Annotated in this window: 15 protein-coding genes and 1 pseudogene; all 16 read right to left on the minus strand. The window is 66.8% G+C overall.

Annotated features, from left to right (window positions below; translation table 11 throughout):
- Positions 1-15: 15 nt before the first annotated feature.
- Positions 16-504 (minus strand): MarR family winged helix-turn-helix transcriptional regulator, encoded by a 489-nt coding sequence (locus tag BM397_RS20730; protein ID WP_092428067.1) that lies wholly within the window; start codon positions 502-504, stop codon positions 16-18.
- Positions 505-527: 23 nt separating this feature from the next.
- Positions 528-1,706: an NAD(P)/FAD-dependent oxidoreductase gene (locus tag BM397_RS20735; RefSeq protein WP_092428069.1), complete on the minus strand. Its 1,179-nt coding sequence runs from the start codon at positions 1,704-1,706 to the stop codon at positions 528-530.
- Positions 1,703-2,026, minus strand: a complete 324-nt coding sequence (locus BM397_RS20740) for a 2Fe-2S iron-sulfur cluster-binding protein (RefSeq protein ID WP_092428071.1) — start codon at positions 2,024-2,026, stop codon at positions 1,703-1,705. The genes BM397_RS20735 and BM397_RS20740 overlap by 4 nt, the downstream gene beginning before the upstream one ends.
- A gap of 12 nt (positions 2,027-2,038) precedes the next feature.
- Positions 2,039-3,289 (minus strand): cytochrome P450, encoded by a 1,251-nt coding sequence (locus BM397_RS20745; protein WP_245696158.1) that lies wholly within the window; start codon positions 3,287-3,289, stop codon positions 2,039-2,041.
- A gap of 15 nt (positions 3,290-3,304) precedes the next feature.
- The gene (locus BM397_RS20750; protein ID WP_092428075.1) at positions 3,305-4,015 is read right to left on the minus strand and encodes an ABC transporter ATP-binding protein; all 711 of its coding nucleotides are present in this window, start codon (positions 4,013-4,015) and stop codon (positions 3,305-3,307) included.
- Entirely contained in the window at positions 4,008-4,754 is a 747-nt protein-coding gene (locus tag BM397_RS20755; RefSeq protein WP_092428077.1) for an ABC transporter ATP-binding protein, read from the minus strand. The genes BM397_RS20750 and BM397_RS20755 overlap by 8 nt, the downstream gene beginning before the upstream one ends.
- Positions 4,741-5,697, minus strand: a complete 957-nt coding sequence (locus BM397_RS20760) for a branched-chain amino acid ABC transporter permease (protein WP_092428079.1) — start codon at positions 5,695-5,697, stop codon at positions 4,741-4,743. The genes BM397_RS20755 and BM397_RS20760 overlap by 14 nt, the downstream gene beginning before the upstream one ends.
- Positions 5,698-5,699: 2 nt before the next feature.
- Positions 5,700-6,560: a branched-chain amino acid ABC transporter permease gene (locus BM397_RS20765; protein ID WP_092428081.1), complete on the minus strand. Its 861-nt coding sequence runs from the start codon at positions 6,558-6,560 to the stop codon at positions 5,700-5,702.
- A 66-nt stretch (positions 6,561-6,626) separates the two neighbouring features.
- Positions 6,627-7,793 carry an ABC transporter substrate-binding protein gene (locus BM397_RS20770; RefSeq protein WP_092428083.1) on the minus strand — a complete coding sequence of 389 codons (1,167 nt, stop codon included), beginning with the start codon at positions 7,791-7,793 and terminating at the stop codon, positions 6,627-6,629.
- Positions 7,794-8,378: 585 nt separating this feature from the next.
- The gene (locus tag BM397_RS29755; RefSeq protein WP_245696159.1) at positions 8,379-8,633 is read right to left on the minus strand and encodes a hypothetical protein; all 255 of its coding nucleotides are present in this window, start codon (positions 8,631-8,633) and stop codon (positions 8,379-8,381) included.
- 54 nt (positions 8,634-8,687) lie between these two features.
- Positions 8,688-8,825: pseudogene (locus tag BM397_RS29995) on the minus strand (DUF533 domain-containing protein); the annotation flags it as partial.
- A 69-nt stretch (positions 8,826-8,894) separates the two neighbouring features.
- Positions 8,895-9,599, minus strand: a complete 705-nt coding sequence (locus BM397_RS20780; protein ID WP_092428085.1) for a calcium-binding protein — start codon at positions 9,597-9,599, stop codon at positions 8,895-8,897.
- An 82-nt stretch (positions 9,600-9,681) separates the two neighbouring features.
- A complete protein-coding gene (locus BM397_RS20785) occupies positions 9,682-10,764 on the minus strand; it encodes a hypothetical protein (protein ID WP_092428087.1) in 1,083 nt (360 codons plus the stop codon).
- A 244-nt stretch (positions 10,765-11,008) separates the two neighbouring features.
- A complete protein-coding gene (locus tag BM397_RS20790; RefSeq protein WP_092428089.1) occupies positions 11,009-13,081 on the minus strand; it encodes a [FeFe] hydrogenase, group A in 2,073 nt (690 codons plus the stop codon).
- A gap of 35 nt (positions 13,082-13,116) precedes the next feature.
- Positions 13,117-13,374: an acyl carrier protein gene (locus tag BM397_RS20795; RefSeq protein ID WP_092428091.1), complete on the minus strand. Its 258-nt coding sequence runs from the start codon at positions 13,372-13,374 to the stop codon at positions 13,117-13,119.
- Positions 13,371-14,537: a dihydrolipoamide acetyltransferase family protein gene (locus BM397_RS20800; protein ID WP_092428379.1), complete on the minus strand. Its 1,167-nt coding sequence runs from the start codon at positions 14,535-14,537 to the stop codon at positions 13,371-13,373. The genes BM397_RS20795 and BM397_RS20800 overlap by 4 nt, the downstream gene beginning before the upstream one ends.
- Positions 14,538-14,550 lie beyond the last annotated feature (13 nt).

Below are 14,550 nucleotides of genomic sequence, written 5' to 3' on the forward strand. Positions count from 1 at the left end.
AAAATCCCGGCCTTTTCATTTATCCAGATTCTTCAGCATCTTCCGCATGACGCGCAGGTAGGTCTCGAGGTCCTCGGGCGGGATGTCCGCCAGCATCCGTGCCTCGCAGTCAAGCGCGATGGCGAGGATGTCCGAATGCACTTCCTGCCCCGCCCCCGTCAGCCACCAGCTGCGCCGCCGCGGATCGCTGTTCGAGGCAGCGTAGGTCGCAAGCCCCTGCGCCTCCAGAATTTTCAGCGACCGGCTCGCCGCGGCCTTGTCGACGCGGATCACCTCGCAGATGCGATTGGCGGTGATCTCGGGCTCGATGTTGAGCATCGCCATCACCCGCCAGTCGACGATCCCGAGGTCGAAATCGCGCCGGTAGATCGCCGAGGTCTGCCGTTGCCATGCGCTGCTGACGGCGTTGAGCAGGAAGGGCGCGTAATGGTCGATGTCGAGGATGCGAATCCCGGCGCGCATGCGGGTCGGGCTCGAGATGCGGTCCATCGGCTGATCTGTCACGGTGCGGCAGCCCTTCTTGTTGCTTATGCGGCTGTCAGGTCATAATTCCTTTGCAGCAGAGTGTCACGGGCAGGCACCGCGTCGCCGCCCAAAAGGCGCCGCGCTTTCATGTGGATCTTGGCATTGTTGATCGTTTCGACCGCGGTCAGTCGATCGCCGCGGAAGCGCAGCACAGCGCCGTCGTCGAGCGCCACGCTCTCGTCGGACGGTGCCGCGAGCCCGGCGATCTGCAGCTTGAAATCATGTTGATCGGACCAGAACCACGGCACGGCGGCATAGGGTGCCACGTCTCCCTTCACGATGGTCTTCGCAATGGATCGGGCGTGATCGGTCGCCGCCTGCACCGATTCCAGCCGTACCCTTCTGCCGCTCACCGCTTCGGGGAAGGCCGCGCAATCGCCAAGCGCGAAGATCTGTGGATCGGCGGTGCGCAACATGGCATCGACAACGACTCCATTGTCGACTTCGAGACCGGCCTGCTGCGCCAGCTCGACGTTTGGGCGCACTCCGGCGGCGAGAAGCACGAGGTCGGCGTGCACCTCCACGCTATCGGCGAGGAGAAGTCCGCGCTCGGTAACCTCGGTGACGCCATTGCCGAGGTGCAGCTCCGTTCCGAGCCCCTCGTGCAGCGCGCGGAACCGCTCGGACATCGCGGGCGAGACGGCGCGAGCCATGAGCCGGGGCGCGGCCTCGGCGATGCTCACGTGGTGGCCGAGCCCGGCGGCGACGGCAGCAAACTCGAGCCCGATGAAGCCGCCGCCGATCACCGCGATGCGGCGCGGCTGATCGAGCGCGGCCCGCAGCGTGCGGGCGTCCTCGAGCGTGCGCAGGTCGAGCGCGCGCTCGACGCCCGGGATCGGCGGGCGCAGGTTGCGCGTGCCGGTGGCAAGGATCAGCGTGTCGTAGTCCAGCGTCTCGGAGCCGATGCGGAGTTGCTGCGCCGCGCGGTCGATGGCATCCACCCAAGTGCCCGGGCGCAGCGTGATCGCCTTGGTCTCAAAGAAGCTCTCGGGACGCAGCGCCAGCTTCTCGGCCTCGCCGGTCTTGAGATAGGCCTTCGACAGCGGCGGGCGCTGGTAGGGCAGCCCCGGCTCACCGCCGACGAGCGTGATGGGGCCTTCGTGCCCTTCCTGCCGCAGCGACATGGCCGCCTGTAGACCGCCCTGCCCCGCGCCGACGATGACGACGTGGCCGCTGCTCATACCTGTTCCTCCGGCAGGTGCACCACCAGCCCATCCAGCGCCTCGGTCAGCTTGATCTGGCACGACAGACGCGAGCGCTCCGTGACCTCGCAGGCGGCGCTTTCGAGCATGTCTTCCTCGCCGTCCATCCGCGGGCCCGCGGTCTCGGCCCAGTCCTCATCGACATAGCAGTGGCAGGTGGCACACATCATCGAGCCGCCGCATTCACCGACGATGCCGTCGATCCCCTGTGCGATGGCGAGACTCATGACGCTGTCGCCCGGATCGCCGTCGAGCTCGGTGCGTGTGCCATCGTGGGCGACGTAGGTTACCTTGACCATGGGAGGGTCTCCTCAGTTCGGAATGAGCGTGATGGGCAGGCGGTCGAGCGCCCGAATGGCGTTGCCCGGTCGCCAGACGGCCTCGCCGGCCGGCTCGATGCGGTCGACCTTCTCGATCAGCGCGCCCAGCACTGCCTCAAGCTCGCCGCGCGCGATGTTCTGGCCGACGCAGCCATGAATGCCCGCGCCGAAGGCGACATGGCCGACGGGCTTGCGGTCGATGCGGAAGACTTCGGGATCGCCCCATTTGTCGGGATCCATATTGGCCGCCCCCAGAACACAGAGCACCTTGGTCCCCTCTTCGACGGGGAAGCCCGCGATCTCGGTCGCGCCGCCAGCGGTGCGACCAAAGGTGTGCACCGGCGATGTGTAGCGCAGCACCTCTTCGAAGGCCGGGCGGATCAGCGACGGATCGCGCTTCAGCGCCTGCCATTGCTCGGGGTTCTGCGACAGGCACCAGAGCGCGTTGCCGATGCCGGTCACCGTGGTGTCGACGCCCGCGGACAGGAAGGAACGCACCAGCATCCCCGCCTCGGCCTCGGTCAGCGTGCCGTCCTCAGCCGAGGCGTAGACCATCGCACCGAGTCCGTCTTCGGTCAGCCGGTCGCGTGTGCAGGCGGCGTTGATCCAGGGCACGATCTCTCCGGCGTGGCTCATCGCCTCGCGGCGCAGCGCATTGTCGGGGCCAACCGCGTTGAACACCATCGCTCCGTAGTCGACGAGGTGGCGCGGATTCACGTCTTTCATCCCAACCGCCTTCGGGAAGACGGTGGTCGGGAAGGCCTCGGCCAGATCGGTGACCGCCTCGATGGTGCCCTTCGCGAGGAGCTGATCGACCAGCGTATCGGCCGTCTCGCGGAAGAGATCGGCAAAGCCCTTCACCACCTTGGGCGAAAGCGCGCGGGACATGACCTTGCGCGTGCGGGTGTGCTCGGGCTGGTCCACCTCGAGGATGATCGACGGCGGCCGCCAGGGGTCCTCGAGCTTGAAATCGTTGAGGCCGACACCGCGCGATGAGAGGAAGTTCTCGTGATCGCTGAACACCTTGCGGGTAATCTCGTAGCGGCCCACCGCCAGAACGCTGTAGCGCGGGATGTAGACCACCTCGCCCAGTTCGCGCAGCTTGGCGTAATAGGCCGAAGGATCGCGCAGCAGCTCGACATCATAGGGATCAATGTCCCAGACCGGGATGCCGCTGGCGGGCGTGATCGGTTTGTGCCCTTCGATGAGGGCCATGGTGGACGTCGTCGGGGAAGTTGTCATGGAGGTCTCCTCGGATCAGGCGCTCATCGCGACGCCGACGTGGCGGTGCAGAAGCTCCGCATCCCGTCGCAGCGCCTCGGCGGGCCCTTCGTGTACAATTGCGCCATTGGCCATCAGCGCGGCACGGGTGGCGAAGGCGAGCGCGGCCTCGGCATGCTGTTCGACCAGCACCACGGCACGGCTGCCGTCCTTGGCCAGTTCCTCGAAGACCGCCATGAGCTGCTCGCAGATCACCGGGGCAAGCCCCTCGAGCGGCTCGTCGAGCAGCAGCACGTCGGGGCGGGTCATCAGCGTGCGGGCGATCGAGAGCATCTGCTGCTCGCCGCCCGAAAGCTGCGTGCCGCCGTTCTTCCGGCGTTCCTTGAGGCGCGGAAACAGCGCGTAGGCCTCTTCGAGCGAGGCATCGCCGCGCAGGCAGGAGAGCAGGTTTTCCTCGACGGTGAGCGAGGGAAAGATGTCGCGCGTCTGCGGCACGAGCCCCAGCCCCAGCGCATTGCGACGGTAGGGCGCGAGCCGGTCGATCTCTCGCCCGCCGTAGTGAACGCTGCCGCCATGCATCCGGGTCAGCCCCATGATCGTGCTCAGCAGCGTCGTCTTGCCCGCGCCGTTGCGCCCTATCACCGCCAGCCGTTCGCCCGGCGCAACGGACAGCGTGATCCCACGCAACACGTGTGTGGGCCCGTAGCCCGCGGTGACGTTCTTGAGCTCCAGCACCTTGTCAGCCATGTGCCCCTCCGAGATACAGCTCGCGCACCTGCGCGTTGTTGGCGATCTCCTCCGGCGTGCCCTCGGTAAGGATGCGCCCCTGCACCAACACGACAATCGAGCGGGCGACGCGGAACACGAGGTCCATGTCATGTTCGATCACCAGCACGGCGAGGTCGTCGGGCAGGCGTTCGATCGCCTCGATGATCAGATGTGTCTCGCTCGACGGCACCCCGGCTGCAGGCTCGTCGAGGATCAGCAGCCGCGGCTTCAGTGCGAGGCTGAGCGCCATCTCGACGAGCCGCTGTTGGCCATAGGCCAGATCGAGCACCGGCCTGTCTGCCAGCGGGCCGAGGTCGAACTGGTCGATCAGCGCCGTCACCTCGGCCTCGATCTCCGCATTGCCGCTGGCGCGACGGAACATGCGTGTCCCCTGCCCCTCGCGCTCCAGCACCGGCAGGCGCAGGTTCTCGCGCACCGTGAGGCGCGGGAAGAGCGTGGTGATCTGGAAGGTCTTGGCGATGCCCCGCTTGACCCGTTGCGCCTCGTTCAGACCCGCGACGTCCTGCCCGTCGAAGCGGATCGTTCCGCCCGAGGGAGACAGAATGCCGGTCACGAGGTTGGCGAAAGTACTCTTCCCTGCGCCGTTGGGACCGATCAGGGCCTTGCGCGCGCCGGGCGGCAGGTCGAAGTCGATGTTCTCCGACACCACCAGCCCGCCGAAGCGCTTGGACAGGCCGCGAACCTCAAGACCCTGCATGGCGGCCTCCCTTGCTCAGACGTTTCAGGCTGGTCGGTAGATGCGCGATCCCCGCCGGCAGGAAAAAGACCACTGCCAGCACCAGTGCGCCAATGACGAAAAGCCAGTTGAATGGATCGTTCGCGGCGGCGACGTGATGCACCGCCATGAAGATCACCGTGCCCAGCACAGCGCCGTAGAGCCGCCCGGTTCCGCCGAGGATCAGCATGATCAGCGCCTCGGCCGAGAGCGAGAAGGAGAAGGTCTCGAGGCTGACGAGCTGGGTGATCTGCGCGGTCAGAGCCCCGGCGATCCCGGCAATGCCGCCGCCCAGCGTGTAGGCCGCGAGCCTGCGGCGGTAGACCGAGACGCCAATGGCCTCCATTCGCGCGGGGCTCTCGTGGATGCCGCGCAGCGACAGACCAAAAGGCGAGCGCCCGAGGATCGCCAGCACGGCGAAGACCAGCAGCATGACCGCCAGCGCATACCAGTAGCCAGTGATACCGATGAAGTCGAACTCCCAGACCCCCAGCACCTTGCCGGGCCGGATGCCGCGAAGGCCATCGGCGCCGCCGGTCACGCCGCGTGCCCGGTTGGCGATCTCCGCGCAGATCTGCGCCACGGCGATGGTCAGCATGATCAGCGTCAGCCCCTGCGTGCGCATCAGCACCGCGCCTGAAAGCGCCGCCAGCACAGCCCCCGCGAGCGCGCCCGCCACCAGCCCCGCCACGGGGTCGGCCCAGACGTGGATCGCGAAGAGCCCCGCCGCATAGGCCCCCGCTCCGTACATGGCGGCCTGCCCCAGCGTGGCGATACCGGCAAAGCCGAGCACCAGGTCGAGCGACAGCACCAGCACGACCATGATCACGATGCGGGTCAGGAAGGCGAGGTTGTAGGGAAACAGGAAATAGGCCGCGACGGCTGCGAGCAGCATCAGCAGCGGCGGAAGGAAACGTACCGCCATGCTCACGCCCTCCCCATCAGGCCGCGCGGGCGCAGCGCCAGAAAGAGAATGACGATACCGAAGAAGGTGATCGTCGCCATGTCGGGCACAAGGTAGCGGCTGGCGGTTTCGATCAGGCCGATGGCCAGCGCCGCGACGAAGGAGCCGAGGATAGAGCCCAGCCCGCCGATCGCCACGACGATCAAGAAGAGCACCATGTAGCGCAGCGGATAATAGGCATCGATGGGCAGCAGTTCCGCCCCAAGGATGCCCCCGAGCGCCGCCAGCCCCGCGCCGAGCGCGAAGGTCAGCATGTAGATGCGACCGGTGTCGATCCCCAGCGCAGAGGCGGTGTCGCGATTGTCGACGGCGGCACGCAGCCGGATGCCGAAACGGGTGCGGTCGAGCAGCGCCCAGAGGCCGAGGATCACCAACGCCCCCACAGCGATCACCGCTGCGCGGTGCGCGGTCAGCTGACGGAAGCCAAGATCGACCGAACGGCTCAGCGCCTCGGGCAGCGGGATCGCCAGCAGCGACGACCCCAGCAGCAGGTTCACCGAGGCGATCATCAGGAAGGTGAGGCCAATGGTGGCCAGCACCTGCTGCAGTTCGCCGAAGCCGTAGATGCGGCGGTAGACGAGCCGCTCGAGCGGCATGGCGATGACGATGGTTCCCGCGACGGCGAGCAGCAGCGCGAGGCCGAAGGGCAGCCCCAGCCCGGCGCCCAACCAATGCGCCAGCGCGCCGCCGATCAGCGCAAAGCCGCCATGGGCGAGGTTCACCACCCGCATCAGCCCCATGGTCACCGACAGGCCGACAGCGATCATGAAAAGGATCATGCCATAGGCGATGCCGTCGACCGCAATATTGAGAAGTAGGTTCATGGTGTGTCCCGTGTTTGGGTGGGACGGGTCGGCGCCTGCCGGCCCGTCCTGCCAGTCACTGGTCGGTCACTTGGTCCAGCCGAGGTCACCGACGGTGGCGATGACGCCAGTCTCGACGTTCTCCAGCAAGCCGCTCTCGGCGTTGCGCGCCACTTCTCGGATGTAGACGTTCTGGATCACGGTGCGGGTCTCCGGGTCCAGCTCGAGCGGGCCGCGCGGGCTTTCCCACTTGAGGCCGAGCGCCGCCTCGACCGCCGCCGGCCCGTCAGAGCCCGCCGCGCCCACCATCTCGTAGATCAGGTGCACGCCGTCATAGGCCCCAACCGAGGCCCAGTTGGCCACCGCATCCGGATGCAGCTCGGTCAGTGCCGCGAGGAAGGCGCGGTTCGCGTCGCTGTCATGCGCGGGCGAGTAGTGGTAGGCGGTCTGTAGCCCCACCGCCATGTCGCCCAATCCCTGTAGGTTGGTCTCCTCCGTCTCGGCGGTGCCGAGGAAGGTGATCCCGGCCTCACGCAAACCGTTCTCGTTGTAGGTCTTGGTGTAGGAGAAGGTCGGCGGGCCACCCGGCAGGAAGGTGAAGACCGCATCCGGCGCCTCGTCCTTCACCCGCTGCAGGATCGGGGTGAAATCGGTGGTCGACAGCGGCATGCGGACGCTGTCCGTGACCGTGCCGCCCTTGGCCTCGAAGGCCTGCTTGAACGAAGTCTCGGCATCGATGCCGGGGCCGTAGTCGCTGACCGTGGTGACCACGGTGCGGATCCCCTGGTCATAGGCCCATTCCGCGGCGGGAATGGAGACCTGCGGCAGCGTGTAGCTGGTGCGCAGGTAAAAGGGGCTTTCGCGGTTGATCGCCGAAGTCGCGGCGTTGAAGATCACCGTTGGCGTCTCCGACTGGGTGATCACCGGGCCGACCGCCAGTGCGTTCGGCGTAAAGGTGAACCCCGCGAGATAGTCGACACGGTCGCGGATCAGCAGCTCCTGCGCCAGAGCGCGCGACTGATCGGGGTTCACCCCGCCAACGTCTTTGTAGATGAAGCTGATCTCGTGCTCTCCGGCAGCGGTGCCATGCTGCGCCTGGTAGGCCTCGATCGCCTGCTGGTACTGCACGCCATATTGCGCGAAGGGACCGGAGAAGGGCGCGATGACCCCCACCTTGATCTCGTCCGCCGAGGCGCAGGTCGCACCAAGGACGCCGACCGCCGCGATGGCGGTCAGGATATTGCGTTTGGTCATGGTTTCCTCCCGTTTGCGCGACCCGTTGGGGACCGCCGCTGTCGCCTCTCCTCCAGAGGCGGGTTCTTTGCCCGTCGGCAGCCGCCGCCGGACGCAGCAGGGGATGTGTCGCCGACACGCATGTGTCGGGGTCACTCTTCCCGAAGATTGATTGCCCTCCCGGCGCCGCGCTCTCCTCAGTGCGCGAGTTGATTAATCAACTTAAGAACCAACCTGCCCGCTTCGAGTTGATATGTCAACAGTGTATGTTTTCGCTGCTTCGCCCAAAGCAGCTCAACATGGTGAAGCATCCCACTGAGAGAAATTTCGTTCGTGGGCGCCGCGATCTAATTCTTCCGTATGTCGAACACCCGCCTGTTCCCGCCGCCGCAGGCGAACCAGGTCGGTCGGCAATGCTCTGTCAAGGCGCCGCGGCAATCTCCCAGTCGGGCTTGAGGCAAAGACGTGGCACTTCGCCCGAATGAGGACTGAAGATTGTCGTTGTTGGGCAATAACCTTCTCGGCGGAAGGACCCTGTGTTCCGGGCTTCTTTTTCATCGCCACTCCCTGGTGTCTACGATGAGCCAGAGACCCTCCTTTCCGAAATCAATTCAGATGTCCCATGGGCGCCGACACCGGACACGTCGATGCCGTCAGCTCAAAGCCGTTCGCGAAAAGCGCTGGAAGCTCCTCCGTGATAAGCTGCAAATCGGCACGGCCGTCCTCATGCTGCGCCTCGGTCCGGGCCAGCGCTGCGATGGTCGCCGGACTAGCGGGTTCTGAGAAGTAATCGTAGAGCTCCGCCTTCTCGTTCGGCCCCAGATCAAAGGCCGCGACCTGCTCCCGGGCGCGACCGTGCACGTCGCGATCCTTGTCTGGGTCGAAGCCGCTCTCGCGCGCCGATTTTGGAGGCCCGAGGGGTTCGGGCTCGGTGCCCGAGGTCTTCTGCGCCTGCCAGTCTGCACAGGCCCTATGCGCCAGCCCGCCGACGGCTGCGAGCCCGGCGTACGTGATCGCCTTGCCGCCGAGCTTGCGACCCTTTCGCCCACCGATTTGCCCATTTCGCCAGGATTTACGAACTTGCGTCCTGACCTCGCATCAAGGCATCCGACAAAGGATTGCTCAAAAGAGGAAATCACCCTCCGAAAGCGCGATGACATCAACGTTCAGCAGCAGGATGCTCATCTCGGCGGGGTGGTCTCCGGCAAGGGCACCGTCGGTGTCGACATAGAGCAGCGTGTCTGCGCCCTGCTGTTCGGCCCAAACGCTGTAGGTGGCCGGCCCTGCCGCGAAAGCGACAACGCTGCCGATCCCGCTGAAATCCACAAGATCGGTACCGGGCTTGAAGTCGGTGATCGTTTCCAGACCACCGCCAGCATGATCGTCTCCGGCATCCTTCCCCTCGTGATCTTCGTCTTCGTCGCTACCGTGGGCTGGAGCCTCGCTGGCGGAGCGGTAGACGAAGGCATCGCGCCCTGCGCCCCCGGTCAGCGTATCCGCTGCGGCCCCGCCGATGATCGTGTCGTCTCCGCGACCGCCGTCGAGCGCATCCGGCCCGCCGCCGCCGTCGATGAGGTCGTCGCCATTCCCGCCCCATACGGAATCCGGCCCGCCTTCCGCAAAGACCGCGTCGTCGCCATTTCCTGCCTCGACGAGGTCAGGCCCGCCACCCGTCCGGATGCTGTCATCGCCGTTGCCGGCAAGGATGTGCTGAGGCCCGCCACCGGTGACGATCTCGTCGGGGCGGTTAGACCCGAACACGCGGACGGGTTCGTGGTCGTCGCCATCCTCATGCGCGAACGGCAGAATGTCCTGTCGGAATTTCATAGATGTTCCCTCCCTCTCGGAGGCCGCAGGCCAAGCGGCGGCGCCGACATCCGGCACCGCCGCGGACCCGGGCCCGCATGGCCTAGATCAGGGTCGCGTCGTATTCATGCATGAAGAAGATGACCGCCCGCGCGTCGTCCGCAGCCTGGGCAAAATCGTTCGCACCGGAGCCGGTTGCATCTTCTTCTTCGAGAGTCTCCCCGTCCGCCTGCAGGACGATGTAGTTGTCGCTCCAGTCCTGCTTGTTGAAGACAAGATCGTAGATATCTCCCGTTCCGTATTCCAGGTCGGGATCGTCATCCATGTTCATGTAGTATTCGACCATCACGCCTTCGTAGCGGTCGCTTCGGACATAATCGTAGGATTCCGACGTCCCGTTGTTGAACTCGAAGTAGTCGATTTCCACGCCCGAGCCGGTTTGCGACACCGCGTTCACCCCGAGCACGCTGTTCTCGTAGAGCATGCCGTCGAGCGTGACTTCGCCTTCCTTGGCGAAGGCCGCGCCGAGCAGGCTGGCGGGATCCCAGGCCGGGGACTCGGTGGTCCCGGGGTTGTCCGGATCGTCGCCCACCACGAGGTCCTGCAGCGCCTGGGGCCAGCTGTCGATCAGGTCGTCGGACCAGCCACCGGCATCGGTGCCCTCCGCGTCGCGGGTCATCAGGTACTTGTAGAGCGCCAGGTTCTCGACCGGGGAGTCGATCGTCGACTCGATGCCGTTGACCGTGTAGGTGATGCGCCCCGCAGCGTCGGTCCCGACGCTGTCGGCCGTCTCGATCTTCAGCAGCGCGGCGTCGAGCGCCTTCTCCATGACCTTGTCCGGCGCGCGCGCGACGTTGGCGCGCTCCAGCTCGACCTCCTGGACGAAGCTCTCCCTGTCCGGGTCGAGGATCCAGTCGGGGTTGTCGGGGTCTTCCGACAAGGGATCGGCAACGTAGAAGATCGGGTCGCCGTCCGAGCCCACCAGGATCGGGTTTCCATTCGCGTCGAGGACCGGCTCACCGTTCCCGCCGTCGCCGTCTGTGGGGTCGAGATCCCTCAGCAGGACATACATGTCCCCGAAGAGTTCCCCCTTCTTGATGCCGGAGCCGGTTGGTTGTCCGCCGCCGTTGCCGCCTCCGACGCCAGCGCCGTTCCCACTGCCGTTTCCGTTTCCACCTCTTGCCATGGCCCTATCCTCCTTGGAGACGAAAGTTTAACACCTACAAACATATCATTTCTGGAATTTGACGCCTTGACGCCGATCAACGATCGCTTGGAATAGCGCCCTTGACCCGTGCGGAAATGGCAGGCGCATGCCATTGCGACGTCAGCTCGCGCGGGTGGCGGGCATCGTTTCCGGACGATCCGGCCGCGCCGGGCGCAGCGCCTCGGTTCTGTGGCGACCTCGCGTGCCGCGCCGGTTTTCGGGCCTAGAGGATGCTGCGTGTGAGGCGCCTGATCACCGTCCTGGGGGACGTTTCATTGCCGAGGGTGCAAAGATCCACTTGGAACCTGCTGCGGCCGCCGTCCGGGGCGAGAACCGTGAGATCGTCGACATCAGCGGCGGCTTCCATCCGATGCCGAGCAAACTCCGCGCCATATCCTCTTGGCGGCAGCGTGCCGCTGATGAACGCTTCGATCTGGTCCGCACCTTCGATCTCGCCGAAGGCCGAGGCAGTCGACCAGACGCCCTCCGGGTGGAACAGCTGCGCGGCCGCCGCCCCGTCACGCCGGTCCACGCAGTCGAGAAACCGCATCAGCAGCAAGCGCCGGGAATGCCGCGGCGCGTAGCAGGTGTGCAGCAAGCGGTGCGCCGCCGGGGAATTCGGGGACTGGAGCTCCGAGGCATAGAGCGCCTGCACGTCGCCGTTCTCGTAGGACCTGCGGCGCGGTGCGTCCGCATCGACGGCATAGATGGCCGCAGCGCGTTTGCGCAGGATATGCGGGTCCATCGACTTCGGCTCACCGCCGCCGCCGAGACAGCCCCCGACGCAGGCCATGACCTCGACGGCCACGTATGCGCTCCGCCAGCCCTCTCCCTCGAGCATGTGTTGCGCGGAGGCGATGCCGTTGCACACCGCGACCGTACCGACACCCGGAATGGTCGCGGTCTTGATGCCCTGCCCGACTCCGCGCAACGCCTCCCACTCCAAGGGAAGGTCATGGTCCGCGCCTTTGAGATGCGCAGCGGTGCGCACCATGGCTTCCATGACCCCGCCCGAGGCGCCGAATATCTGCGCCGCGCCCGTGCTCTCCCCCAGCGGGCTGTCGAACTGCCCGTCGTCGGAAAGCGCCGCAAAGGGAATGCCCCGCGAGCGGATCATCCGGGCCAGCTCCCGTGTCGTGAGCACATGGTCCACGTCGCCGGACTGGCCGGGACGGCGGGCCTCGTCCTTTTTGGCGGTGCAGGGCATCACGCTGACGACATAGGGTTCCGCCCGGCCCTCGGCGAAATCCGCGCCGAGGGAGCGCACGAAGCCGCTGCGCTTGGCAATCGCCCCATGCATCTGCTGCGGCGACTTGGTCGTGCTCAGATGCGGCAGAAGATCGGGGCGGTTGAGCTCAACCCAATTGACCCAGCCGGGACAGCAGGAGGTGAACAGCGGCAGCCCCGTCCCGGCCTCGAGCCGCGCCAGAAGCTCGGAGCCTTCCTCCATGATCGTCAGGTCGGCGGCGAAATTCGTGTCGAAAACGTAGTCGAACCCGAGCTGCCGCAGCGCGTTGATCAGGCGGCGGGTGCTCACGGTGCCCGGCGTCAGACCGAACTCCTCGCTGATTGCGACCCGCGTCGCCGGGGCGACCTGCACCACGGAGACGCGGCGGTGCGCACCGAGCGTCTGCAGCACCTCGTGCCAGTGCGGGGCTTCGATCAGGGCACCGACCGGGCAGACAAGCGTACACTGGCCACAGGAAATACAGCTCGTCTCCCTGAGAGGCGCGTCGAAGACGGTGACGGGTCGGCGATCAAATCCTCGCCCGGCAAAACCGATGACGAACTGCTCCTGCACGGACTCGCCGCAGACATCCGCACAGAGCCCGCATTCGATGCATTTCGACAGGTCTCTCCAGATGCTCGGCGACGTATGATCCTTCGAGAGCACATCCTCCGCGTCCACCGTACCGGCGGGAATCTTGGGCCAGAGATCCTCCCACTGGTTTTCCCGCACGAGGGTCTGGAGCTGGCAGGCCCCATCGATTTCGCAGCGCATGCAATCGTTCGGATGGCGCGCGAGCAGCCATTGCGCGTCCGCCCGCCGGAAGGCCTGCAGGGCGTCGGTGTCGGTTTCGACCCGGGCGCCGTCCCTGGCTTGGGTGCGGCAGGCCGGCTGCGGGTCGTGCTCGCCCGAGACCTCGACAAGGCACATGCGGCAGGCGGCATGGGCCGGAAGGCCGGGGTGATGACACAGCGTCGGGATGTGCACTCCCGCCGCCCGCGCCGCGTCGAGCAGGGTCGCGCCCTCCTCGACCGTGACGTGCCGTCCGTTCACCCGAACCGCGATCATCCGCCCATGCCTCCCGCGCTCTCCCGACGCTGCGATCATCCTTGCCCCGAGGCTCCTGCCGCCTGCAGGTAGGGAACCGCCAGGGCCAGCGTGGCGATCTGCGGGTAGTCGGCCTCGGGGATGTCGATCCCGAGCCGGTCGTGCAGCGACGCCACCAGGTTCAGCACGTCCATCGAGTCGAGCCCGAGATCGCGCTGGATGTGTTCGTCCTCGCCGAGGCTTCCCGGGTCGATGTCGGGCGCCACGCCGACCAGCGCGTCGATGAAGGCGCGGCGCATGTCTGTCTCTGTCATAGGCCCTCCGGCGTTGCGATCTGCTGTTCGAAGGTCGCGAGAAAGCGCGCCGCCTGCCGGCCGTCGCTGACCCGGTGATCGGCCGAGACGGTTACCGTCACGACCTGGCGCGGAACGATCTCTCCGGCTACCACCCAGGGCCGGAGCTGCGGCGCACCGATGCCGACCAACGCCACCTGCGGCGGAAAGATGACCCCGGCCATCGCCTCTGCCCCGGTCTCGCCGAGGCTCGAGACGGTCATCGTGCCCTCGCTCATTTCCGAGCCCCGCAGTCGTCCGGCGCGGGCGCGCATCACGAGGTCCCGCATCCCGGCCATCGTGCCGGCAAGATCCAGCCTGTCCGCAGCGATCAGCGCCGGGGCAACCAGACCGCCACCGCGCAGCGCGACCGCCACGCCGACGTTCACACCGGAGGCCGGGTGAAAGGCATCGTCGCGATAGTGCCCGTTCATCACCGGAACCTTCTGCGCCGCAAGCACCACCGCGCGGACAAAGAGCGCACCGAGCAGAAGCCGCCCGTCCGGTGGCCGCCCCGCGTTGCGGGCATCCAGCCAGTCCCGCGCAGGCTGCACGTCCATGGTGGCGGAGAGATAGAAATGCGGAATCTCGCGCTTGGCCCGAGTCATCGCCGCGGCGATTGCCCGGCGCATCTCGGTCTGGGCGGTGGCCCGCGGTCCCGGTGTCGCCGCGACAGGGCCGGGCGGGACGATCGGAGCGGGCGGGGCGACATCCGCGAGAAGGATCGCGCCGCCCGGTCCGCTGCCCGACAGCCCCGCAAGCTCGATGCCAAGCTCGCGGGCCCGCACCCGCGCCGCCGGCGAGGCGGCAATGCTGCCCGATCCCTGCGGCGGCGGGGGGGACACGGGCCGCGAGGCCAGGCGATGTGGCGTCGGCAACTCGGGGGCGCTTTCGACGGGGCGCTCTTCGCCCGGGGCAAGTATCAGCGCGAGCGGCGCTCCGACCGGCACCTCTGCTCCGACCTCGGCGCGCAGCTCGTCGACGATTCCCGCCTCGAAGCACTCGATTTCGATCGCGCCCTTCTGGGTTTCGACCACCGCCACGACGTCGCCGCGGGACACGTGGTCGCCCGGCTTAACCAGCCATTCGGCCAACGTGCCGGCCTCCATGTCGGAGCCGAGCGACGGCATGGTGAAGAGCCCCATCAGCCACCCCCCA

This window comes from Alloyangia pacifica, assembly GCF_900116195.1.
Classification (GTDB): Bacteria; Pseudomonadota; Alphaproteobacteria; order Rhodobacterales; family Rhodobacteraceae; genus Salipiger; species Salipiger pacificus.